Raw genomic sequence first — 21,697 nt, forward strand, 5'->3', positions numbered from 1 at the left:
GGGTTTGCGGCAAACTTGCGGCCTGCCCTGCACCGCCGACCGAGTTCCGCATGACCCAGCTTTCCATGAGCCGCCTGTATTCCGACCACCTGCGTACGCTCAGCGCGCGCGCCGATGAGGCGTTGCAGCGCGGCGGCTTCGATCACCTGGTGGTGCCCAGCGGCACCACGCATTACCAGGTGTTCGACGACCGCGATTACCCGTACGCGGTCAACCCGCAGTTCAAGAGCTGGGTGCCGCTGACGCGCACACCCGACAGCTGGCTGATCTACACCCCGGGCCAGCGCCCGACGGTGATCTTCTATCAACCGTTCGACTACTGGCACGTGGTGCCCGACGCCCCCGGCGGCTGGTGGGTGGAGCACTGCGACATCCACATCATCCGCACTCCGGACGAGGCCTTGAAGCTGCTGCCCGCGCGCAGCGAGCGCTGCGCCATCCTCGGCGAGGCGCGCAGCGCCTTGGGCGCCTACGTGCCGAACAACCCGCAGCCGGTCATCGATTACCTGGACTACCAGCGCGCCTTCAAGACACCGTACGAACTGGCACTGATGCGTATCGCGCAGCAACTGGCGGTGCGTGGACACCGTGCGGCCGAAGCGGCGTTTCGCGCTGGCCAGAGCGAATTCGGCATCCACATGGCCTACTGCGCGGCCGTGGGCCAGGATGCCAACGCGCTGCCGTACGGCAACATCATCGCGCTCAACGAACACGGTGCGGTGCTGCACTACACCGAGCTGGGCCAGCACGCCCCGCAACCGCTGCGCAGCTTCCTGATCGACGCCGGCGCGTCGGCAGACGGTTATGCAAGCGACATCACCCGCACCTACGCCGCCGACACCGGCAGCGAATTTCAGGCGCTGATCGACGCCGTCGATGCCGCCCAGGTGCGCATGGGCCAGAGCGTGCGTGCCGGGGTGGATTACAAGCAATTGCATGTGGACGCGCATCTGGCGCTGATGGGCATCCTCAAGGAGTTCGGCATCCTCACCGTGTCGGCCGAAGCCGCGCTCGCCACCGGCGTCAGCGCTGCGTTCTTCCCGCATGGCCTGGGCCACCTGATCGGCTTGCAGGTGCACGATGTGGCCGGTTTCGCCGCCAGCGACCGCGGCGGCCGCATCGAACGCCCGGCGGGCCACCCGTACCTGCGCCTGACCCGCGTCCTGGAACCCGGCATGGTGGTGACCATCGAGCCCGGCGTGTACTTCATCGACATGCTGCTGGACGAGGTCAAAAAGAACGGCCACGCCGCCAGTGTCGACTGGCAGCGCGTCGCGCACTTCAAGCCCTACGGCGGCATCCGCATCGAAGACGAGGTGGTGTGCACCGATGACGCACCGGAAAACCTGACCCGCCCGGTCTTTGCCGCACCTTAAGATTGCATTGCACAGCACGGAGCATCGCCATGAACGATCCACGCCAGACCTCGCACCCGGACCACCCGATGTATCAGCAGATCGAACGCGGCGTGCATGCGATCGACGCCGCGCACGGGCGCGCCCCAGACCAGACCAGCGCGCGACTGACCGCTGCCTTGCTGCCATTGGCGAAGGAAGGCGGGCTGTCGCGCGTGGATCACGTACTGATGAGCGAAGCGAACAAGACCGGCGTGCATGGCGGAGAAAACGTGTTTGTCGTGCAGGGCGACCCCGCCAACCCGGCACATGTGCGCGCGCACATGAAAACCGAGCAGGCGCTGGCCACGCCCGAAGAACAGTCATTCGAGCGTGCGCGGCAGATCGCCGCACCTGGCGAGGCGTTGCAACAGCCACAGCGCACGCAGACGCCGCAGCTGGGCCAATGAGCCCGCCGGCGCGTCGTGCTGGCGGCGCGCCTGGCAAGGCCACCTCGGCCGCGCACGCGCTGCCTTGGACACACGCTTGGCGCGTATCACCAAGGGCGGCTGGCACCACGTAGCGAGCAGCGGTCAGGTGGGTGCGGGCGGCGCACTCGGAACCGATGCATACGAGGGGTACATGCCGCACAGGGCACTGGCCGCGCTCGCCTGGCGGCTGCACACCAGTTGTTGGCGGCTCTACTGTGCATTGCGCACCTTGAGGTCCTGGTGCGGTTGCGCCGGCCAGCCTGCCGCTTGCGGTCATGCATCGCCATGCCAAGCGTCCTGCACCTCGGTGACGGTGCGGACGGCAAGGAGACTGGCACTTCCGACAATCGATCCGTCAGCAATTACACGAGAACGCCGGCCATCTCCGCTTCGATCTCGTCGGCGCTGCGCGCAAGCGCATCGGTGAGCACGCGATGGCCATCGGCGGTGATCAGCACATCGTCCTCGGTGCGGATGCCGATGCCGCGCCACCTGGCATCCACGCTCGTATCGTCGGCCGAGACATAGAGCCCCGGCTCGATGGTGAACACCATCCCGGGCTCCAGCAGCCGCGATTCGCCGGCCAACCGGTAATCGCCGACGTCGTGGACGTCCAGGCCCAGCCAATGCCCGGTCTTGTGCCGATAGAAGCGCTTGTACTGCTCCTCGGCGATGTTGCGCTCCAGCTTGCCCTTGAGCAGGCCCAGGCGCAGCAGCCCCTCGGTCAGGGTTTCCACCGCAGCCAGATGGCCGGCCTCGTATGCCACGCCCGGGCGTGCCTGTGCGAGCGCGGCCGCCTGCGCAGCGCCGACCAGATCGTGCAACGCGCGCTGCGCGGGTGTGAAGCGGCCATTGACCGGAAAGGTACGGGTGATGTCGGCCGCATAGCCGCGGTATTCGGCACCGGCATCGATCAGCGCCAGGTCGCCGTCGCGGCTACGCGCGTTGTTGGCACGGTAATGCAGCACGCAGGCGTTGCTGCCGGTGCCGACGATGCTGCCGTACGCCGGCCACGCATCGGCAGCGCGGAACACGCGCTCGACCTCGGCCTGCAACTCGTATTCGTACAGGCCCGGACGCGCCAGCCGCATCGCCGCACGATGCGCGCGCACGCTGATATCGGCGGCCTGCTGCATCAATGCGATCTCGTCGCGCGATTTGAACAGCCGCTGCTCGTGCAGCAGATGTCCCAGCTCAAGGAATTCGTGCGGCGGCTGCGCGCCATGACGCACCTGCTCGCGCACCCGCTTGAGCCAGCCGATCAGCTTGAGATCGAAATCGACATCGCGTCCGAAATGGTAATAGACCCGGCTGCGGCCTTCCAGCAGGCCCGGCAGGATTTCGTCCACATCGTAGATGGGGTACGCATCGTCCATGCCATAGCGTTCCACCGCCCCTTCCTGGCCCTCGCGCGGGCCATCCCAGGCTTCGCGCTCGGCGTCGCGCTCGCGGCAGAACAGGATCGCCTCACCATGCTTGCGGCCGGGCACCAGCACCAGCACCGCTTCCGGCTCGGGAAACCCGCTCAGATACCAGAAGTCCGAATCCTGCCGGTACGGGTAATGGGTGTCGTGGCTGCGGATGCGTTCCGGCGCGGCCGGCAGGATCAGGATGGCCTGCTCGCCGGCCATTTGCATGAGCTGCTTGCGCCGGCGCGCGTATTCGGCCGCGCCGATCCCGGTGAGCTTTTTCATGGCGGTGCAGCCGATCAGTTCAGGCGTTGACGGAACCGCGGCCCCATCACGCAGTCGCCATGCAGCAACAGCACCGCCACGCGCACGAATTCCTCGATCTCGGCCAGCGCGGTGTCGTCTTCTTCGCCGGCATCGAAGTCGTCGCTGGACGCCTGCGCCAGACGCGCCAGATCCTGCAACGCCTCCTCTCCCTCTTCGCTCAGCGCCGGGCGCTGTTGCGCGGCCAGCCCGAAGCCGCCCAGAAACGCGCGGCACCAGTCGAACAAGGCATCGGTGCGCGCCGGCAGCGGGGCGCCGTCTTCGACCAGCAGCAGCTCGAAGGCGAAATCGCGATCTTCCAGCTGCGCCACGGTGGCCTGGCGCAGCCGATCCAGCGCGCCGCCCTGCTTGGGCGAGACCTGCGTGGCGTCGGCCAGGATGCGCGCCAGCCAATCGCCGCTGTCGGCGCCGCCGCCGGACAGCCATCCGCATAATCCGCCATGCAACTCCGCCGCAGAGGACGCCAGCGCGAGCTGACGACTTTCAGTTTGCACAGCGGTTACGTCAGGCAGATCCATCGAGTCATCCAGGCTAGGGGCAGAAGGCACCCGCGCGGGCGGGCGATCAGACCTGCCAGTGTACCAAGGCACCCCGCGTCGGCCGCTACCGCGACGTTCCATGCAGCGTTCCACGCACGCTGTTCCGGGCCGGCGCGACCCGGACCGAGGCCCTGGCGGGCTTGGCCTGACGGCGCGCAAGCGGGCCCTCATTCGGCGCTTGACCGCCGCGCGCGCGCGCCCCTATCGTGAGCGCATGGACAACGCCGCCGCCCTCGCCCAGATCCGCGCACTTGCCGCCCGCGTGGAAGCGCTGGTCGAGCGGACTCAACGGCTGACCGACGAAAACCGCAGCCTACGCCATCAACAGGAGCAGCTGATCGGCGAACGTTCGCAGCTGCTGACCAAGAACGAGCAGGCGCGCTCGCGGGTGGAAGCGATGATCGTGCGGTTGAAGTCACTGGAGCAGCACACGTGAGCACCACCGAGCCGGTCAGCGTGCGTATTCTGGATCGTGAATACACGGTTGGCGTCACTGCCGACGAGCGCGAGAGCCTCACCGCCGCAGCGCGGCTGCTGGATCTGCGCATGCGTGAGATCCGCGGCAGCAACCGGATGGCCGCAGTGGATCGCGTCGCCGTGCTGGCCGCACTCAATCTTGCGCACGAGCTGCAGCAGTTGCGCGATCAGCAGGCGCTCTACGATCGCGAACTGGCCAATACGCTCGACACCTTGAATCGCCGTCTGGACAGCGTTGCCGACACGCCACGTTGAGGCGTACGTCGCACTGCCGTCGCAAAGATGAACTTTGCAGGGCGCGCGCCGACGAATGGGCTAGCCATCGCGCAACAGAGGTCTATAATTCGCCTGCGTTCTCTGCTGTAAACGACAGCGTGCAAAACATTCGCCTTGTCCCTTAATTACGACCACGGGGGCGCGACGAAGCCGGGTGTGCAAGTCCGCCTTGTAGCGGGAAGCCCGATGGCCTCACAACGTCCCCACTTGAACCCCGGGTTCAAGGTCGTTTCGCCCGCATCGTCATGGCGGAGAATGCAAATCTGAAACGGCGCCTTCGGGCGTCGTTTCTTTTTGTACGTCCGGTCCTCGTCTTTTTACGCATCCATCGCTTGCAGTTGCGGGCGCAGGCACGACGTGATGCGTTGCGATCTGCGTTAGCGCGCCATTTGCGCCCGCGCAGAGACGCGTTGGCGTACGCGCACGCCGCTTGGCAGCGCAACGCTGCGATGCGTCGCTGGAGTGCCGCGGCCACCACCCACCGACACCGTGCCGGCGTCGTAGCTGCACGAACCGGAGCCCAATGCCACCGAATCGGTACCAGTGCGGTGCATGCGCCCTGCATCGTGTATTTGGTCGTGGCCGCGCCTGAACTCACCCCCCGTTCGTCAATGCGATCCCTCCTGACGCCAGTTGGCGTATCCGCACCACCTGCTCTTCCGGTGACGACGCCAGAGCCTTGCCGCGCGCTGCGATCGAACCCATCGCGCCCACGCACTCCTGCGGGGAGGGGAGAGGTGCGATGGTGAGAGCATGTGCATGGCGCCCGCGCATGGCGTCGAGTCAGCCATGCAATGACGCGACATCCCATGAGAGTAATGCCTGTCGCGACACATCCGAAAAGTGCAGCTCGCAAAGACGCGGTGGACCACCGGCGCGCTACTCCGGCCGCACTGCTAGGCAGGTGGACGCCCGCCACCGACAATATGCCTCCCTCACCGCTGCGAGACACCGATGACCGAGGACCGAGAGGCGTTGCGCCAGCAATTGCGCGCGCAGCGGCGCAGCCTGCCGGCCGCGCAGCGTCTGGCCGCTGCCGATGCATTGGCCGAGCGCTTGCTGGCGCTGCCGTTTGCGCCGCAAACCGGCGCGGTGGCCGGATATTGGGCGATGGATGGCGAGATCGCGTTGCATCGCTGGCAACTGAGCCTGCCGGCCGGAGTGCGTTATTGCCTGCCGGTGCTGGACGGGAGCATGTTGCGCTTTGCGCCATGGCGACCGGGCCAGGGCCTGACCAGCAATCGCTATGGCATTCCCGAGCCGGACGTGGAGCGTGCCGATACGCTTGCCCCTGAAGAGATGGCGTTGGTGGTCACGCCGCTCACCGGCTTCGACGCCGCGTGTCGGCGGCTGGGCATGGGGGGCGGCTGGTATGATCGCAGCTTCGCGTTCCGGCATCGCCAGGCGCCGCCGCCCTGGCTGGTCGGCGTCGGCTTCGCCGCGCAGCAGGTGCCTGCCTTGCCGACCGAATCCTGGGACGTGACGGTGGATGCCATCTGCACCGAACACGCCACCTTCCTGAAAGACGACACCGTTACCGTATGACTGCCCGCAAGCGCTACTGGTTGATGAAGTCCGAGCCGGACACGTTTTCCATCGATGATCTGGAGCGCGTCGGCACCGAGCCGTGGAACGGCGTGCGCAATTACCAGGCGCGCAACTTCATGCGCGATGGCATGCATGTGGGCGACGGGGTGTTTTTCTATCACTCCAACTGCAAGGTGCCCGGCATCGTCGGTCTGGCCAGGGTGGCCAGCGCGGCCTACCCGGACGACACCCAGTTCGACCCCAGGTCCGATTACCACGACCCCAAGGCCAACCGCGAAGATCCGCGCTGGATGCTGGTGGACGTGGCCTTCGAGCGCAAACTCAAACGCACGATTTCGCTCGATGAGATCAAGCAGCACGCCGATGCGCTGGGCGAAGGCTTCCCGCTGATCGCCCGCGGCAACCGGCTTTCGATCCTGCCGGTCACCGCTGCGCAGTGGAAATTGTTGCTGGCGATGGAGTAGCCGTGATTGGGGATTCGGCATTGGGGATTCGCCCATCGCCGCCCCGCGTGACCTGCTCTTGCCAATCCCTAATCCCCAATCACTAATCCCGAGCTCTCACCCATGTCCGAAGCAAAACGCCTGGCCGCCGAGAAGGCGATCGATTACGTGGAAGACGGCATGATCGTCGGTGTCGGCACCGGGTCGACGGTGGCCTACTTCATCGATGCGCTGGGTCGCATCGGCCATCGCATCAAGGGGGCGGTGTCCAGTTCCGAACAGAGCACCGCACGCCTGCGCCAGCACGGCATCGAGGTACTGGATCTCAACCACACCGGCAACCTGTCGCTGTACGTGGACGGCGCCGACGAGTGCGACCCGAACCGCTGCCTGATCAAGGGCGGCGGTGCAGCGTTGACGCGCGAGAAGATCATTGCCGAAGCCAGCGAGCGCTTCATCTGCATCGTGGACCCGAGCAAGCAGGTACCGGTGCTGGGCAAGTTTCCGCTGCCGGTGGAAGTGATTCCGATGGCGCGCAGCCTGGTCGCCCGCCAGATCCTGGCGCTGACCGGCGGCCAGCCGGTGTGGCGCGATGGCGTGGTCACCGACAACGGCAACGTGGTGCTGGATGTGCACAACCTGCAGATCACCGACCCGGTGGCGCTGGAGCGCAGCTTGAACCAGATCCCCGGCGTGGTCTGCGTTGGTTTGTTCGCGCGCCGCCCGGCCGATGTGGTGATCGTCGGCGGCGAACCGCCGCGCGTGCTCTGACTCGACTCACCGCTGCCAGCTAGAGGCGCGGGGCGTTCTGCGGCATGAATGCCGCAGACACGTGGATTGGGGCATGTCCCGTGCCGCTCGGCGGCAAGGGGCCAGCCGCCAGGCCGCAAGTCAGTCACCTACTCGGCCTGGACGCCTGCGCAAGACGCGCGCGCAGCGATGCACCGGCTTGACGCGCGCCGGTGCATGACAGAAGGTGCGCCATCCCTCGCCCCGCCGGTATGCCGCATGCGCCCTGTCCGCTTCCTCGTTCTTGCATGTCTGATCCTGCTCGGCGGCTGCGCCAGCAGCGGCTCCTGGGTGGAACTGGCCGGCACGCGCTATCAGGTGGAGCTGGCGCAGAACGCAGCCGACCGCACCAAGGGGCTGATGTTCCGCGATGCCATGGACGAAGATCGCGGCATGCTGTTCATCCACGACCGCCAGGAACCGATGGCGTACTGGATGAAAAATACCAAGATCGCGCTGGACATCCTGTATTTCGACAACCAGCGCCGGCTGGTGTCCCAGCAGCGCGACGTGCCGCCGTGTTCGGCCGGCGATGCCTGCCCGCCCTACCCCAGCAGGGCGCCGGCCCGCTATGTGCTGGAGCTCAATGCCGGCCAGGCGGCCAAGCTCAACCTGCAGGACGGGACCGAGCTTGTTTTCAGCCCGGATATTCCCAAGCTGAAGTGATTCACAGCGATGCGGTGTCTCCTGTCAGGAAGTACCGGACTTGAACCCCGCGCCGCTTGCCGACACTCTGTCGGCATGGTCGACATGCTCCCACTTCCCCATTGGACCGCGCTCGCCAGCCTGGACGACGATGCGGTGCCGTTGATGTCCACCGCGCTGCTGATCGCGCGCGACGAATATCCGCAGCTGGACGCCGAGTTGTACGACATGCTCGTGCAGAGCCACGTCGAGCACTTGCGCCGCGAGGTGGATGCGATCGATCTGTGGCCATTGAAGATGGCGGCGGTCAATCGCTACCTGTTCGACGAGCTGGGCTATTCGGGCAATCACGACGAGTACTACGACCCGCGCAACAGCTATCTCAACCAGGTGTTCGAGCGCCGGCTGGGCAACCCGATCTCGCTGGCGATGGTGCAGATCGAAGTCGCCCGGCGCCTGGGCATCCCGCTGGCCGGGGTGTCGTTTCCCGGCCATTTCCTGGTCCGGCTGCCGGTGGACGACGGCGTGCTGGTGATGGACCCGTTCAATGGCGGCCGCCCGCTGGGCGTGGACGAGTTGCGCGAACGCGCGCGTCCGCACCTGGGCGGCGAAATTCCCGACGACCGTGCCCTGGCGCAGATCCTCGACCCCGCCCCGCACCGGGCGATCCTGATCCGCATCCTGCGCAATCTGCACGGCGTCTACGCCGATGCCGAACACTGGGACCGCGCCGCACGCAGCGCCGACCGCATCCTGAAGCTGGTGCCCGACCAGCCCGAAGCGCTGCGCGACCGCGGCATGGCGTATCTGCACCTGGGCCACCGCAACGGTGCCCGGCATGATCTGTCGCGTTATCTGCTGCTCAATCCCGGCGCCCAGGATGCTGCAAACCTGCACGAGCATCTGGTGGAATTGAACAGTCAGCGCGCCCGGGCGCACTGACTGTTGCTGTCAGGAAACCATTCAAGGCGCTACTGGGGTTTACCCTGAGGAGACCTTGGCACCTGATAGGAGGTTATATACTCTCCATTCGCACCATATATAACCAATATATTATAGTTAGCGTCACTGTAAACCACCTGCGCACTACAAGGACAGTTTGCCTGAGCTGTCAGCATTCCGTTCGATTGCGCCATACCACCCTGTGCACTGGTTCCTATAGGCAGTTGAGATGCTGCACCTGGCACAAGGGATAACACTGCTAACACATCGTTGTTAAGAGCGTTAATCTGAACGAATTTAAGACCCGCCTTCTCGAAAACATACACTTTAAACAGCGGCGACAGGCTTAGATTTGCCTTGCCAGCCGGCAACCGCTCACCCATGCCCTGAATCAGGGACTGCTGGCCAGTGGTGGAACCAATCGCCCCGAATGGCACTGCAAAGGCCAAGGCAAACATCGCCGCACGCATCGATACCTTCAACATAAAAATCCTTTTAGTATTGAAATGATTTCGGAGAATTGCGCATGAACAGGACCAACCGAGAAGCAATCATGGTTCTGGCAGACATTATTGGCTGCCCACGCAAGCTACTCTTCTAAAATTCGTATTTCAACCTCCCCACATGAAATTCTTAGCCAAGAAGATAATTCCATTATTCTTCAGAGATAAGATCAATAAAATTCTCTGACCGGCATCTCTTCAGTCAATCTCCACCATCTCGAAGTCGTCCTTGGTCACGCCGCAGTCCGGGCAGGTCCAGGTCTCGGGCACGTCTTGCCAGGCGGTGCCGGGGGCGATGCCTTCTTCGGGGATGCCGTCGGCCTCGTGGTAGAGAAATCCGCAGACCACGCACATCCAGGTGCGGTAGGTGGTGGTGGATGTGTCGCTCATTGGATAATCGCGGTCACGCAACGGTGGGCCTGCATTGTCCCATCCCACCCACCTCTTTCGGAAGCGCTGTCATGCCCAACCGCCTCAACGTCCGCGGCGTTTACCTGATCACTCCCGATGAGCCCAACACCCAGCGCCTGCTGCTGCGCACCGCACCGTTGCTGCCTGCGATCGCCTGGCTGCAATACCGCAACAAGCAGGCAGACACGGCCCTGCGGCTGCGCCAGGCAAGCGCGCTGCGCGAGGCCTGCGCGGTGCACGGAGTGCCGTTGATCATCAATGACGATGCGCAGCTGGCCGCGCAGGTCGGTGCGCAGGGCGTGCATCTGGGCGAGGACGATGGCGATGTGCCGGCGGCACGCGCGCTACTGGGCGAGCAGGCGATCATCGGGGTGTCGTGCTACGACGAGATCGATCGCGCCCGCGCCGCAACTGCCGCAGGTGCCAGCTACGTGGCCTTCGGTGCGTTTTTCCCGACCACGACCAAGGTGACGACGCGTCGTGCCACGCCTGCGTTGCTACAGCAAGCTGGAGAGTTGGGGGTGCCACGGGTGGCGATTGGCGGCATCACGGCGGCGCAGGTGCCCGCGTTGGTTGCAGCAGGTGCCGAGTTGGTTGCAGTGGTCAGTGGCGTGTACGCCGCGCCGGATCCGGTTGCAGCAGTGCAGGCATATCGGGCCGGGTTTGCGCGGTAGCGTGGCTGGCAGACGACAGCGCTGCCCTCGACACGTGCTGTCCAAGACGCCAGACGCAAGACCATGAAGATTCCGAGTCGTAACGATGTTTTATGCAGTCGGAAGCTCAGGTCAAAAGCTTGGTCAGTCGAGGGCGCGGCGCCCTCACCGCTTGCGGGACACGCCGTGAATCCGTCCGTGGAGGCTCGGTGGCGGCATCCATGCCGCCACACGGTCCCGCAATCGGTAAGGACACCGCACCATAGAGCCTGCAGGTCACTTCGTTGAAAGCCTGCCTGTTGCTCGGCTTGCGTTAGGAAGCTGATCGGACCCGGCGTCATCCAAACAATGCAGGTCATGCACTGCTTGCACCATGCATACCGACACTCTCGACTGGTCCTTGCCCGCCTACCGTCGCGGGACCTTGCGCGGCATGGATGCCGCGTAAGAGCCTACAGGGGCGTACTTGCGGCGTGTCCCGCGATGGCAGGCGGGCAAGGGCCCTGCAGCCAAACCACAGTTCAACCGCTCTGCAAGTGATCTGTCCGCATCATCCACCCCACTCAAGACAACCGAATGATCGAGTCGTCGCATCGGATAGATGCAGGCAAAGCTCAGTGGACCGAGGGCGCGCTGCCCTCGCCGCACCAGAATGTTGATCGTGACCCGGTAAAAAGGTCGCGCGGGTCGCGTGTCTTATCAAGGCCATTGAAGCTGATTGAAGTCCCATCACCGCAAAAAAAAGCAGCGACGCGTGCCATCACGCGTCGCTGCTGGTTTTGACTCCGTCGCCTGACGCGATTAGAAGTCGTAGCTCAGCGTCACCCGGCCCGAGCGCGGCGCCTGGTAGGCCACGACCTGATCCCAGAGCGGGTTGGTGGTGTTGTCGGGCAACTGCGAGAACGGGTAGATGTTGGTCGCGGTCCGCTCGTTGGTGATGTTGAACACATCCAGGCGCAGCGCCAGCTTGCCGTCGGCGAACGCCGGCTTGTAGGTCACGCCCATGTCGAGCTGGGCGATCCAGCCCAGGCGGCCCTGCGAGCCCGGAGGCGATGCACTGCCGGTGCCGGTTTCCGGGTTGTAGCAGTAGTGGTACGGCCCGCCGGTGATCGCACTGCCGCCGTAACCGGCCGGATCGCGGCCGCTGTACTCGGTGCCGTAGTAGTTACCCAGGCAGTTATGCGGTGCGCCGGAGATCAGGCTGAAGTTGGCCGAAGCGCCCCATTGCGGGTTGAACTGATAGAAACCGAACAGCTTGAGCTGATGACGGTGGTCGTTGGATTGATCGCCGTTGAAATGCTCCATCAACGCTGCATGGTCCCAGCTCTGCGTGGTCGAGACCGAGGCCTGGCCCTGGTAGCTGCCCAGCGCGCCGCCGGTGCGCCACAGGTCCGAACGCACCTGGCCTTCGGTGGTGCCGTAGCTATGCGACCAGACGTAATTGACCTTGGCGTACCACTTGCCGTCGAACGGGCGCTCCAGATTGAATTCCACCGCCGAGTAGTTGCGCTTGAACTTCGGGAAACCCGCCGCTTCGCGACTCACCGACACTTCGTGGAACTGACCGTCGGTGCCGATCACGCCCCAGGTGTTGGTCTGGCCCGGATTGATCAGCGATGCGCCGGCCACCTGCGAGAAGTCGATGGTGACACCCTGCGCGGCCGCGGCGTTGATCAACGCGGTGTTGGAGACGTCGTAGTTCTGATCGTCGATGCCGGCATTGAGCCGACGATGCGTGCCGCGTACGCCCAGCACCCAGCCGGTGTCCAGCTGTTTGGTGAAGCCGAGGATGACTTCGTCCTGGTTCTCGCCCTCGATGTCCTTGACCACCGCGGTACGCACATCGGCGATGCGACCGAAGCGCGAGTTGGCCGACACCGCCGACCCCAGCTGCTGCGCCAGGATCGGCGTGCCGTCGGCGTTGATGCCGCTATAGGTGAAGTAGGTATCGGTGGTGGTGGCCGGGGTGAACAGGCTCACTGCCGACAACGGCAGACCGAGGTAGTAACGGCCGACGTTGCCGAAGACCTTCAGGCTGGAATCGCCGTTGACGTCCCAGCTGAAGCCCAGGCGCGGCGCCCAGGCATTGTCCACTTCGATGTAGGGGTCGCCGAACGGGGTGTAGTTGGTGAATTCGTCCTTGCGCAGGCCCAGGCTGAGCAACAGGTTGTCGGTGACCTGCCACTTGTCTTCGATGTAATAAGCGCGCTGTTTGGCCTCATACGAATACAGGCTGGTGTTGATGTTGCGCACCACGTAGTAGCCGCTGGAGCCGTTGACCGGATCGACCAGGCCCGGGCTCGGTGCACCGATGCCGCCGGCTTCGTTGGCGGACTGGCTGACCAACCCGCCGGTCGCCAGCCCGTTGGGATCGTTGGTCTGCCCGTAGGTCCACGCAAAGCCCGGACCTGACAGCACCGAGCCGACATCGATGCCTTCGGACTTCTGGTTGTCGATACCGAAGTTGAGCGTGTGATGGCCGATGCGCCATTCCAGATTGAGGCGCTGATTGTCCTTCTTGTACTCGCGGTCGGGCGAACTGACCGACGTTACCAGCTGGTTGCCGATACGCGGCGTACCGCCGGTGTACGCCGGATTCTGCAGCGCGGCGCTATTGATTACCGGGCCATTGGCCGCGTTGTAGTTGAACGGAGTCAGCTCGTCGGGCGTGGTCATCTTGCCGTACAGCGCAGTCACGGTGAGGTTGTCGCCGAGGTAGCCGGTGTACTTGCCGGTGAACAGGGTCGGGCCGGTTTTCCATGTGGATTCATCGGTGAAATAACTGCCGCGCTGGCGATTGACATAGTCGTAGCGGTAGATCGACCCGTTGGTCTCGGCCTCGTCGCTGGCGCCGGTCACCTCGATCAGGTGATTGTCGGTGATGTTCCAGTCCACCTTGGCGTACCAGCGCTTCTGCTTGTAGTCGTAATCGGTGAGGCCGCCGGTGCGGCCGTTGTCGGTGTCGCGATTGGTGCCCACGCGTACGCCGTCCGAATCGACCTGCTCGGCGGCCAGGAAGAAGAACAGCTTGTCCTGGATGATCGGCCCGCCGACATAGGCGCTGTAGGTGGTCTGGTTGGCTTCGGCCTCGCTGGCCGGCTGGTACAGACCGTTGGCCGCGCGCGCATACCGGTAGGCGGCGTTGTTGACGGTGCTGCCCTGGCTGTCCGGGCGCCAGTAGATATCGCGCTGGTTGGCGCGCAGGCCGTTGGGCTCCCAGATGACGGCGGCGCCGAACTTCCACTCGTTGGTGCCGCGCTTGCCGATCTGGTTGATCACACCGCCATTGGAGCGGCCGAACTGCGCGCCGTAGCCGCCGGTGAAGATTTCCTGCTGGTCGATGGCGCCGTACGGCAGGGTCAGGCCGCCCAGGTTGTTGCTGATGGTGGTGGTGTTGAAGCCGTTGAGGTAGTAAGCGTTTTCGCTGGCGGCCGAGCCACCGAAGCTGGGCAGCGAGCCGCCGAGCGGTCCGTTGTCGAAGCCGCCGCTGTTGACCACCACGCCCGGCGCCAGCAACGCGATCGCCTCGGCGGTACGCCCCAGCGGCAGCTGCGCCAGCTGTTCGGAGGTGACCACGGTGCGGGTGTCCACGCTGCTGACGTCGATGGTGGCCAGGCTGGCGGCACTGACGGTGACGCTGTCCAGGGTCTGCAAGCCGCTCCCCGCGGCGCTGGCGGCAGCAAACGACACATCGGTGTTGGCGCCGACGGTGATGCTGACGTTTTCGCGGGTTTCCACCACCGCGCCGTCGCGCTTGACCGTCACCTTGTAGGTGCCCAGCGGCAGATTGCCGGCGGTGTAACGGCCGCGCGCATCCACCGGCACTTCGCGACTGAAACCGCTGTTGTTTTCCACCAGCACGCTGGTGCCGCTGCTCTGTCCCACGCTGCCGACGATGCTGCCGCTGGTGGACTGCGCGTGGACGCTCCCCATGGCCACGACCAGCGCCAACGCCAAGGCACGCTTCTGGATACTACGGTTCATGCTTTCTCCCCAAAATGGACACTGCCGGCAACGCGGCTAACTGAACGGGGCCAACGGCCACCGGACTCGCACTTTCTGAACATCGGCAGCCGGGCGCCAATGACCGCACGCCATCAGCTCATACCCAAACTGTCGATACCGTCGCGTTCGATCATAGGCAGCCAAGTTCCCCTACCCGGCGGCTCCGACGGGTAGGCGGGCCACTGTCGGGTAGGCGCGCGAGCCCGCAGGCCTGACAATGGCGGACGCGATGCCCGCTACCGGGCATCGCTGCCCCCATCGATATTCCTCAAGGATCTGCGCGCATGAATCACACCCGCTCCCACGCCCTGTTCGCCCAGGCGCAGACCCTGTTGCCCGGGGGCGTCAATTCCCCCGTGCGGGCGTTCAAGTCGGTCGGCGGTGAGCCGTTCTTCGTGGCGCGCGCCGACGGCCCGTATCTGTACGACGTCGACGACAACCGCTACATCGACTACGTGGGCTCGTGGGGCCCGATGATCGCCGGTCACAACCACCCCGCCGTGCGCGAGGCGGTGGAACGCGCCATCCGCGATGGACTGTCGTTCGGTGCGCCATGCGCCGCCGAGGTCACCATGGCCGACACCATCACCCGGCTGGTGCCCTCGTGCGAGATGGTGCGCATGGTCAACTCCGGCACCGAGGCCACGCTGTCGGCAGTGCGCCTGGCGCGCGGCGCCACCGGGCGCAATCGCATCGTCAAGTTCGAAGGCTGCTATCACGGCCACGGCGACTCGTTCCTGGTCAAGGCCGGCAGCGGCATGCTGACGCTGGGCGTGCCTACGTCGCCGGGTGTGCCGGCGGGCCTGAGCGAGCTGACCGCCACGCTCAGCTTCAACGACTTCGAAGGCGCCACCGCGCTGTTCGACGAGATCGGCGCCGACGTGGCGGCGGTGATCATCGAGCCGGTGGTGGGCAACGCCAACTGCATACCGCCGCTGGCCGGCTACCTGCAGCATCTGCGCACGCTGTGCACGCGGCATGGCGCGCTGCTGATCTTCGACGAGGTGATGACCGGGTTCCGCGTCGCGCTGGGTGGCGCGCAGGCGCTGTACGGGGTGACGCCGGACCTGACCACCTTCGGCAAGATCATCGGCGGCGGCATGCCGGTGGGCGCGTATGGCGGGCGGCGCGAGCTGATGGAGCAGATCGCGCCCTCCGGGCCGATCTACCAGGCCGGTACCTTGTCGGGCAATCCGGTGGCGATGGCGGCCGGCCTGGCGATGCTGGAGCTGGTGCAGGAACCAGGCTTCCACGCCCGCCTCAGCGAGGCCACCGGCGTGTTGTGCCAGGGACTGGAAGATGCCGCGCGCGCCGCCGGCATCGCCGTCACCACCAATCGGGTCGGCGGCATGTTCGGGCTGTTCTTCACCGACGAAATCGTGGACAGCTACGCACAGGCCACCGCCTGCGACACCACCAGTTTCAATCGCTTCTTCCACGCGATGCTGCAGCGGGGCGTGTACCTGGCACCGTCGGCGTACGAAGCCGGCTTCATGTCCAGCGCGCACGACGCTGTGGTGATCGACGCCACGCTAGCGGCCGCACGCGAGGCGTTTGCGGACGTGGCACGCTGAGGTTTGGGTCGAAACCTGCAGCAATGCAGAGCGTCTGGCGCGCATTGGCAGCGCGCGGTCGCGCGCCTGGCGCGCTTGCTGCCTGGCGTGGGTTTGCATCCACCGGCGAGGCGGCAGTGCCTGGGCGAGCGGGTATCTGCCGGCGCGCCGCCGTTGCCGACGGTGCGTGGTTGCAGGGCAGAACATCAGCGAGGTTGCCTGGCAGCGGGAATTCCCGCTTGCGGGACGTGCATCCTGCATTGGGTGAATACGCAGGCAGGCCCGCGCGTTCCTTGACCCCGCGCACAACGCGCAGCATTTCTCGCTGCGATGGCGCTCACTGAGGGCCACGCGCTTTGCTTTTGTCTTGCGGCTGTCATACCTTTCTGAAAGGTGCTCACGGATGGGCATGGGTGGGGACCCTCGAAGCAGCCGATCCGTCGTTGTCGCCATCGCGGTGACATGCCGGCCGTCGCCGCTGTTTCACTTTCGTTGTGCAGCGTGTCGAGCCGACGCGCCGCTGACGCCTGCCACGGCCGCCCTCGCCTCATGCTCAAGCCTGTTGCGTTGCTCACCCCGCGCCCGTCACCGTCGCGCGACCATGCTCTTCCCGATTGGCTGCTTGCCAGCAAGCTGGAGCCGCCACTGCCGCGCCCGGGTGCGGTAGTGCGCGAGGCATTGCTCACCGCGCTGGATCAGGCGCAGCTGCGCCCGCTCACGCTGCTGCTGGCCCCGCCGGGGTTTGGCAAGACCACCCTGCTTGCGCAATGGCATGCGCGTCGACGCGCGCACGACGATGCGGTGGCGTGGCTGTCGCTGGACGAAGAAGACGCCGATCCGGCGCGTTTTCTCGGCCATCTCGCATTGGCGCTGCAGGGTGCCGGCGCCGATCCGGCGCTGTGCGCCGGGGTGATGCACAACCGCGACCAGGACCCACGCGATGCGGCCGCCGTGTTGATCCGCGCCTTGCGCAGCGCACCGCGTCGTATCAGCGTGATCCTCGACGACTACGACCGGCCCGGCAATGGCCCGGTCGATGAGCTGGTATTGCGCCTGGTCGAACACAGCGGCGGGCGCCTGCATCTGTTGCTGGCCACGCGCCGCGTGCCGGCATTGCCGCTGGCGCGGCTGGATCTGCAGGCGCAACTCGGCCGCCTTGGCAGCGCGCAACTGGCGCTGGACAACGACGAGGCGCGCGCGCTGCTGGGGCCGCACATCCCCGCACCGGTGGTGGACGAACTGCTGCGCTACACCGAAGGCTGGCCGGTCGCGCTGCATCTGGCGCGACTGTGGCTGGAAGGCGATGCGCAACGTCAGCAGGAAGTGACCGCACGTTTTTCCGGACGCAGCACGCAGGTTGCGGCCTATCTGGCCGAACAGGTGGTCAACGACCTGGATGCCGACACGCGCGATCTGCTGTTGCGCACCAGCCTGCTCGAGCGCGTCAACGCCGCGCTGGCCGACGCCGTGCGCCAACGCGACGACAGCGGCCGGCTGCTGGCGCGGCTGGAACACTTCCACGGCCTGCTGGTACCGCTGGATGGCGAGCGCGAATGGTTCCGCTATCACCCGTTGTTTGCCGACTTCCTGCAGCAATTGCTCGATCGCGACCACCCGGGCCAGGCCGTGCACCTGCATCAGCGCGCAGCGCGCTGGTTCGGCGAGCACCAGCATCTGGCCGACGCGGTGCGCCATGCAGCGCGTGGCGACTGCGGCGACCTGGCCGCCAACTACATCGCGCGCGCCGGCACCTGGCAGTTACTGCTGACCCACGGCATGCATGCGGTACGCGCGTTGCTGCGCCATTTCGATCATCGCAGCATCCGCGACACGCCGGCACTGAATCTCACCCAGGCGTACCTGCACCTGAAACTGGGTGAGTTCAGTCATGCACGCCTGTTGCTGGAACGCTTTCGCGATTTCCCGGCCGCCGTGCGCGAGCCGCTGCAGCGCGACTACACCGTGGTGGTGGCGTTGTTGCGCGACCGCCTGGACGAAATCTGCGGCAATCCGCACGGCCTGACCCAGATTGCCGCGCAGGCGAACGCATTGGACGAAGACGATCATCTGGGCCGCGGCACCTTGCTGTGCATTTGTGCAACGACCGCGCTGGCGCAGGGCGGGTTTGCGGTGGCCGAGCGCTATGCGTTGGCTGCGCGCGATGCGATGCACCGCGGCGGCAGCGATCTGGGCGCCAGCCAGGCGTTGCTCTGGCTTGGCCAGAGCTTTTTCTACCGCGGGCGGCTCGTCGATGCCGAAACCTGTTACCGGCAAGCGCTGCACTGGTGCACACGCACGCCGCAACTGGACCGCGTGCTGGAAGCTGCCGGCAGCTGCCTGCTCGCGCAGGTGCACTACGAGCGCGGTCGCCACGACGATGCCGCCGACCTGCTGCATCCGGCGCTGGAACTGCTGGAGCAACACGATGGCAGCGCGGACGTGCTGGCGGCAGCGTACGACACCGCGCTGGGCCTGGAACGCGTGCGTGATCACAGCGGCCGCAGCGCGCTGGTGTTGCTTGAGCATGTCGAGCAGATCGCGCATGGACGCAAGCTGACGCGGCTGTCGGAGCTGGCGTCGGCCTGGCGACTGATGTTGCTGCTGGAGCATCCCGGCAACGCCGCCATCGACGTGGTGATCGCGCGCACCGGCGGGGAGTCAGGTTTGGCGCATACCCTGCGCTCGGCGCATCGCTGGCGCGATCGCGCGGCGATGGGCTTTGCGTTGGCGCGGTGGCATCGCCTGGCCGGGCGCAGCAATGCGGCGCTGACCATTCTCGGCCAGATCGAGCAGGCCTGTCTGAGCAACGACAATGCCTGCCATCTCGCGCGCACCCGCGCGCGCATCGCGCTGGTCCTGCAGCAACGCGGCGAGCTGCTCGCCGCCCTGCCGCATTTGTACAGCGCGCTGGACCATGTGGCGCTGACGCAGAGCTGGCAGGCGATCGTCGAACTCGGTTTGCCCGCCAAGGCGATGCTGCGTTCGCTGCGTCAGCACGACCCGCATACCGTCGGCGGCACCACGCGCGCATTGACCATCCAGGCGCTGCTTGAACGCCTCAGTGGCGATGAGGATCCCGCCAGCGATGTGTTCAGCGAGCGCGAGCTGGAGGTGCTGGCGCAACTGGCGCGCGGTTACTCCAACAAACAGATCGCCCGCCACCTGCACCTGTCGGAAAACACGGTCAAATTCCATCTCAAGAATCTGTATCGCAAGCTCGACGCGCGCAGCCGCGAAAGTGCCCTGGCGCAGGCGCTGCAGCGCGGGGTCTTGCGCGGCGAGGACATGCAACACGCCGCGGATGCGCCGCCGCATTGAGCGGCGTGCGCATCATGCGCGGCCGATGCGCACGCCGCTCAATGCGAAGAACAACACGCTGGTGCGTGGCGATGCGTTGGCTATCGTCGGATCGATGCAGATGCGTCAGCACCGCAGAGGGCGCTAGAACCAGGCTCCAAGTGCCCCACCATCAGCCAAAATTCAACGTGCCCTTCATCATCGCCCAGTGCCCGGGGAACGAGCAGAAGAACGTGTAGGCGCCGCCCTTGGCGAGCTTGCTGGTTGCAAAGCTGACCGTGGTGCTTTCCCCGCCACCGACCACCTTGGTATGCGCGATCACCCGCGCATCGGCCTTGGGCAGATAGCTGTCGGCAATGGTCGAGCGCATACCGGCGTTGGCCACCGCCTGGAAATCGGCGGATTTGGTCAACACCCAGTTATGTCCCATCACCGTGGCCGCCATCTTGCCCGCATGCTTGAGCGTCACATCCACCTGGGTGCAGTCGGGCGCAATGGTGATGGCGCTCTGGTCGAACTTCATCTGGTCGTTACCGGTGATGGTCACCGCGCAGGTCCGCGCCCAGGCCGAGGGCGCCATCGCCATCACGCCAAGCACGGCAATCGTCGAAAACAGCTTCAAGGCAGTCCTCCTGCAATAAGTAAAGCGCGGTGCGTGAAAGCGACCGACGCTCGCGCCTGCGTCGGTGCCGTCAGAGTACCCCTTGCCATCGCCAATGCAGTGCTGCGCCGCCGCACGATCAACCGCACGCGGCGATTCAGATGCGCCGACGACTGACCGCCAGCGCATCAGGCGATAGCCACGCCGGCACGATCACCCCGCGGCAGTGGCACCCACGACGCTACGCATAGCGGAAGAAGTGCCGCATTGGATCGTGCACATCGGCGGTGGCCTGCGGCACAGGCAACGGGCCACGCTTGCCGGCCATCACCAGCACGAATGCCTGCTTGAAGCGTGCCATCTCCGCCTCGGTCCCTACCGTGATCCGCGACCAGGTTGGCCACACCGGCCAACTGCGCCCGATGAATACGCCAAAGGTGGCCATGTCGTCCTTGAAGCCGGCAGCAGGCCGCTTCACGTCGACCATGAAGCAATTGCTCTCCGATGCGGTGCACGCGTAACCCTGCTTGATGAGGAAATCGATGACGTCCTGCCGCGTGGCTGCGGTGCGTGCACGGCGCTGCGGCACCAGATCCGGGTCGCGCAAGCTGGCAAGACCCGCAGCGGCCGCCGTCACCGGCAGGCTGTTGACGCTGTAGAACATCAGCTTGGCAAGCAGCTCCGGGCGCGCGGCCGCGTAGCCAAGCCGGATCCCGGCCATGCCGTAGAGCTTGGAGAAGGTGCGCAGCACCACCACGTCCTCGCCGGCAGCAACCATGTCCACCACGCTGCTGGTGCTGCGCGCGAAGTGGATATAGGCCTCGTCCACCACCAGCACGCTGCCCTTGGGCTTGTGCGCCAGTGCGTAGTCCAGATCCTTGCGGGCGGTGACCGAGCCGGTGGGATTGTTGGGGTTGCAGATGTAGATCACGCCGGCATTGGCGTCGGCTGCGCACATCGCCTGCACGTCGTGCGAAAAATCCTTGCGCAACGGCACCTTGATCACCTCGGCGCCATTGCGCGCGGCAGCGCGCCACCCCGATTCGTAGGTCGGGTCGGCCGTCACCAGCGCGGCGCCTGGCGAGGTGAAGGCCAGCATCGTGTAGTCCAGCGGCTCGGTGGAGCCGGCATAGGCCATCAGGTGATCGACCGGCAGCTTGAGCTCGGCCGCCAGCGTGGTCATCAATTCCATCTGGACCTGCCGCAGATAGCGCCCGCCTTGCGGTGCGATCTGCGCAATGGCCCTGACCGCTGCTGCGGAAGGGCCATCCGGGAACTCGTTGGAGCCGATCATCACCGGCGCCAGCGCGCCTGCGGTTGTTGGTTCAATGGCCGCAGTGCGTTCGGCGGCGCTGGCAAGCAGCGGCAATGCACCGGTCCCGGCGGCACCGGCAAACAGGGCGGAATCACGCAGGAATCTGCGACGCGATACGGCAGTGTTCATGGCACTCTCCAGC

At 65.6% G+C, this 21,697-nt stretch carries 20 protein-coding genes and 2 other RNA genes; 13 read left to right on the forward strand and 9 right to left on the reverse strand.

The window, feature by feature from the left end; all coding sequences use genetic code 11:
• Positions 1-50 precede the first annotated feature (50 nt).
• Complete coding sequence (gene pepQ / locus FHY19_RS05485) at positions 51-1,376, forward strand: Xaa-Pro dipeptidase (protein WP_259162723.1); 1,326 nt, start codon at positions 51-53, stop codon at positions 1,374-1,376.
• Positions 1,377-1,405: 29 nt separating this feature from the next.
• Positions 1,406-1,804, forward strand: a complete 399-nt coding sequence (locus FHY19_RS05490; RefSeq protein ID WP_259162724.1) for an XVIPCD domain-containing protein — start codon at positions 1,406-1,408, stop codon at positions 1,802-1,804.
• A gap of 97 nt (positions 1,805-1,901) precedes the next feature.
• On the opposite strand, the gene FHY19_RS05495 is transcribed toward FHY19_RS05490, so the two are convergent.
• The 3 genes from FHY19_RS05495 to FHY19_RS05505 form a co-directional block, all read right to left on the reverse strand.
• A non-coding RNA gene (locus FHY19_RS05495) (sX9 sRNA) lies at positions 1,902-1,978 on the reverse strand.
• 209 nt (positions 1,979-2,187) lie between these two features.
• On the reverse strand, positions 2,188-3,519 hold the full coding sequence (locus FHY19_RS05500) for an aminopeptidase P N-terminal domain-containing protein (RefSeq protein WP_259162730.1): 1,332 nt from the start codon (positions 3,517-3,519) through the stop codon (positions 2,188-2,190).
• A gap of 14 nt (positions 3,520-3,533) precedes the next feature.
• Positions 3,534-4,076, reverse strand: a complete 543-nt coding sequence (locus FHY19_RS05505; RefSeq protein WP_259156286.1) for a YecA family protein — start codon at positions 4,074-4,076, stop codon at positions 3,534-3,536.
• 235 nt (positions 4,077-4,311) lie between these two features.
• On the opposite strand from FHY19_RS05505, the gene FHY19_RS05510 reads away from it, so the two are divergent.
• From FHY19_RS05510 to ssrS, 3 genes are all read left to right on the forward strand, one after another.
• Positions 4,312-4,533 carry a TIGR02449 family protein gene (locus tag FHY19_RS05510; protein WP_039410450.1) on the forward strand — a complete coding sequence of 74 codons (222 nt, stop codon included), beginning with the start codon at positions 4,312-4,314 and terminating at the stop codon, positions 4,531-4,533.
• Complete coding sequence (locus FHY19_RS05515; RefSeq protein ID WP_046962846.1) at positions 4,530-4,829, forward strand: cell division protein ZapA; 300 nt, start codon at positions 4,530-4,532, stop codon at positions 4,827-4,829. The genes FHY19_RS05510 and FHY19_RS05515 overlap by 4 nt, the downstream gene beginning before the upstream one ends.
• 96 nt (positions 4,830-4,925) lie before the next feature.
• Positions 4,926-5,109, forward strand: a non-coding RNA gene (gene ssrS / locus FHY19_RS05520) — 6S RNA.
• A gap of 118 nt (positions 5,110-5,227) precedes the next feature.
• Here ssrS and FHY19_RS05525 read toward each other — a convergent pair.
• On the reverse strand, positions 5,228-5,404 hold the full coding sequence (locus FHY19_RS05525; RefSeq protein WP_259162733.1) for a hypothetical protein: 177 nt from the start codon (positions 5,402-5,404) through the stop codon (positions 5,228-5,230).
• A 400-nt stretch (positions 5,405-5,804) separates the two neighbouring features.
• Here FHY19_RS05525 and FHY19_RS05530 point away from each other — a divergent pair, with 400 nt between their 5' ends.
• From FHY19_RS05530 to FHY19_RS05550, 5 genes are all read left to right on the forward strand, one after another.
• Complete coding sequence (locus FHY19_RS05530) at positions 5,805-6,395, forward strand: 5-formyltetrahydrofolate cyclo-ligase (RefSeq protein ID WP_259162741.1); 591 nt, start codon at positions 5,805-5,807, stop codon at positions 6,393-6,395.
• Positions 6,392-6,862 carry an EVE domain-containing protein gene (locus tag FHY19_RS05535; RefSeq protein WP_259162742.1) on the forward strand — a complete coding sequence of 157 codons (471 nt, stop codon included), beginning with the start codon at positions 6,392-6,394 and terminating at the stop codon, positions 6,860-6,862. The genes FHY19_RS05530 and FHY19_RS05535 overlap by 4 nt, the downstream gene beginning before the upstream one ends.
• A gap of 102 nt (positions 6,863-6,964) precedes the next feature.
• The gene (rpiA, locus tag FHY19_RS05540) at positions 6,965-7,612 is read left to right on the forward strand and encodes a ribose-5-phosphate isomerase RpiA (RefSeq protein ID WP_064510477.1); all 648 of its coding nucleotides are present in this window, start codon (positions 6,965-6,967) and stop codon (positions 7,610-7,612) included.
• Between the two features lie 237 nt (positions 7,613-7,849).
• The gene (locus FHY19_RS05545) at positions 7,850-8,296 is read left to right on the forward strand and encodes a DUF192 domain-containing protein (RefSeq protein ID WP_259156302.1); all 447 of its coding nucleotides are present in this window, start codon (positions 7,850-7,852) and stop codon (positions 8,294-8,296) included.
• A gap of 75 nt (positions 8,297-8,371) precedes the next feature.
• Positions 8,372-9,217, forward strand: a complete 846-nt coding sequence (locus tag FHY19_RS05550; RefSeq protein ID WP_259162743.1) for a SirB1 family protein — start codon at positions 8,372-8,374, stop codon at positions 9,215-9,217.
• Positions 9,218-9,246: 29 nt separating this feature from the next.
• On the opposite strand, the gene FHY19_RS05555 is transcribed toward FHY19_RS05550, so the two are convergent.
• Positions 9,247-9,702, reverse strand: coding sequence for a hypothetical protein (locus tag FHY19_RS05555; protein WP_259162744.1), 456 nt, complete (start codon positions 9,700-9,702; stop codon positions 9,247-9,249).
• A 216-nt stretch (positions 9,703-9,918) separates the two neighbouring features.
• The gene (locus FHY19_RS05560; RefSeq protein WP_259156307.1) at positions 9,919-10,158 is read right to left on the reverse strand and encodes a rubredoxin; all 240 of its coding nucleotides are present in this window, start codon (positions 10,156-10,158) and stop codon (positions 9,919-9,921) included.
• Positions 10,159-10,181: 23 nt separating this feature from the next.
• Between FHY19_RS05560 and thiE the strand changes: the two genes are divergently transcribed.
• The gene (gene thiE / locus FHY19_RS05565) at positions 10,182-10,805 is read left to right on the forward strand and encodes a thiamine phosphate synthase (protein ID WP_259156309.1); all 624 of its coding nucleotides are present in this window, start codon (positions 10,182-10,184) and stop codon (positions 10,803-10,805) included.
• Positions 10,806-11,585: 780 nt separating this feature from the next.
• Here the strand turns inward: thiE and FHY19_RS05570 are convergent.
• The gene (locus tag FHY19_RS05570) at positions 11,586-14,768 is read right to left on the reverse strand and encodes a TonB-dependent receptor plug domain-containing protein (protein ID WP_259162750.1); all 3,183 of its coding nucleotides are present in this window, start codon (positions 14,766-14,768) and stop codon (positions 11,586-11,588) included.
• A 305-nt stretch (positions 14,769-15,073) separates the two neighbouring features.
• On the opposite strand from FHY19_RS05570, the gene hemL reads away from it, so the two are divergent.
• Both hemL and FHY19_RS05580 read left to right on the forward strand, forming a co-directional pair.
• On the forward strand, positions 15,074-16,363 hold the full coding sequence (hemL, locus tag FHY19_RS05575; RefSeq protein WP_259162758.1) for a glutamate-1-semialdehyde 2,1-aminomutase: 1,290 nt from the start codon (positions 15,074-15,076) through the stop codon (positions 16,361-16,363).
• 528 nt (positions 16,364-16,891) lie between these two features.
• On the forward strand, positions 16,892-19,660 hold the full coding sequence (locus FHY19_RS05580; protein ID WP_259162764.1) for a LuxR C-terminal-related transcriptional regulator: 2,769 nt from the start codon (positions 16,892-16,894) through the stop codon (positions 19,658-19,660).
• A 151-nt stretch (positions 19,661-19,811) separates the two neighbouring features.
• Here the strand turns inward: FHY19_RS05580 and azu are convergent, their stop codons facing one another.
• Together azu and FHY19_RS05590 are read right to left on the reverse strand one after the other, a co-directional pair.
• Positions 19,812-20,261: an azurin gene (azu, locus tag FHY19_RS05585; RefSeq protein ID WP_259162773.1), complete on the reverse strand. Its 450-nt coding sequence runs from the start codon at positions 20,259-20,261 to the stop codon at positions 19,812-19,814.
• 220 nt (positions 20,262-20,481) lie between these two features.
• Complete coding sequence (locus FHY19_RS05590) at positions 20,482-21,684, reverse strand: pyridoxal phosphate-dependent aminotransferase (RefSeq protein ID WP_259162775.1); 1,203 nt, start codon at positions 21,682-21,684, stop codon at positions 20,482-20,484.
• Positions 21,685-21,697: the final 13 nt, after the last annotated feature.

This window comes from Xanthomonas sp. 4461 (assembly GCF_024806475.1).
GTDB classification, from domain to species: domain Bacteria; phylum Pseudomonadota; class Gammaproteobacteria; order Xanthomonadales; family Xanthomonadaceae; genus Xanthomonas; species Xanthomonas arboricola_F.

Excerpts from the sequence above, each read along its gene's own strand:
- pepQ (WP_259162723.1), top strand. The coding sequence starts at position 51 with ATGACCCAGCTTTCCATGAGCCGCCTGTATTCCGACCACCTGCGTACG.
- FHY19_RS05530 (WP_259162741.1), top strand. The coding sequence starts at position 5,805 with ATGACCGAGGACCGAGAGGCGTTGCGCCAGCAATTGCGCGCGCAGCGG.
- FHY19_RS05590 (WP_259162775.1), bottom strand. The coding sequence starts at position 21,684 with ATGAACACTGCCGTATCGCGTCGCAGATTCCTGCGTGATTCCGCCCTG.
- FHY19_RS05550 (WP_259162743.1), top strand. The coding sequence starts at position 8,372 with ATGGTCGACATGCTCCCACTTCCCCATTGGACCGCGCTCGCCAGCCTG.
- FHY19_RS05490 (WP_259162724.1), top strand. The coding sequence starts at position 1,406 with ATGAACGATCCACGCCAGACCTCGCACCCGGACCACCCGATGTATCAG.
- hemL (WP_259162758.1), top strand. The coding sequence starts at position 15,074 with ATGAATCACACCCGCTCCCACGCCCTGTTCGCCCAGGCGCAGACCCTG.
- FHY19_RS05510 (WP_039410450.1), top strand. The coding sequence starts at position 4,312 with ATGGACAACGCCGCCGCCCTCGCCCAGATCCGCGCACTTGCCGCCCGC.
- FHY19_RS05580 (WP_259162764.1), top strand. The coding sequence starts at position 16,892 with ATGCTCAAGCCTGTTGCGTTGCTCACCCCGCGCCCGTCACCGTCGCGC.
- FHY19_RS05500 (WP_259162730.1), bottom strand. The coding sequence starts at position 3,519 with ATGAAAAAGCTCACCGGGATCGGCGCGGCCGAATACGCGCGCCGGCGC.
- rpiA (WP_064510477.1), top strand. The coding sequence starts at position 6,965 with ATGTCCGAAGCAAAACGCCTGGCCGCCGAGAAGGCGATCGATTACGTG.
- thiE (WP_259156309.1), top strand. The coding sequence starts at position 10,182 with ATGCCCAACCGCCTCAACGTCCGCGGCGTTTACCTGATCACTCCCGAT.
- FHY19_RS05555 (WP_259162744.1), bottom strand. The coding sequence starts at position 9,702 with ATGTTGAAGGTATCGATGCGTGCGGCGATGTTTGCCTTGGCCTTTGCA.
- FHY19_RS05570 (WP_259162750.1), bottom strand. The coding sequence starts at position 14,768 with ATGAACCGTAGTATCCAGAAGCGTGCCTTGGCGTTGGCGCTGGTCGTG.
- FHY19_RS05505 (WP_259156286.1), bottom strand. The coding sequence starts at position 4,076 with ATGGATCTGCCTGACGTAACCGCTGTGCAAACTGAAAGTCGTCAGCTC.
- FHY19_RS05545 (WP_259156302.1), top strand. The coding sequence starts at position 7,850 with ATGCGCCCTGTCCGCTTCCTCGTTCTTGCATGTCTGATCCTGCTCGGC.
- FHY19_RS05535 (WP_259162742.1), top strand. The coding sequence starts at position 6,392 with ATGACTGCCCGCAAGCGCTACTGGTTGATGAAGTCCGAGCCGGACACG.
- FHY19_RS05525 (WP_259162733.1), bottom strand. The coding sequence starts at position 5,404 with ATGCACCGCACTGGTACCGATTCGGTGGCATTGGGCTCCGGTTCGTGC.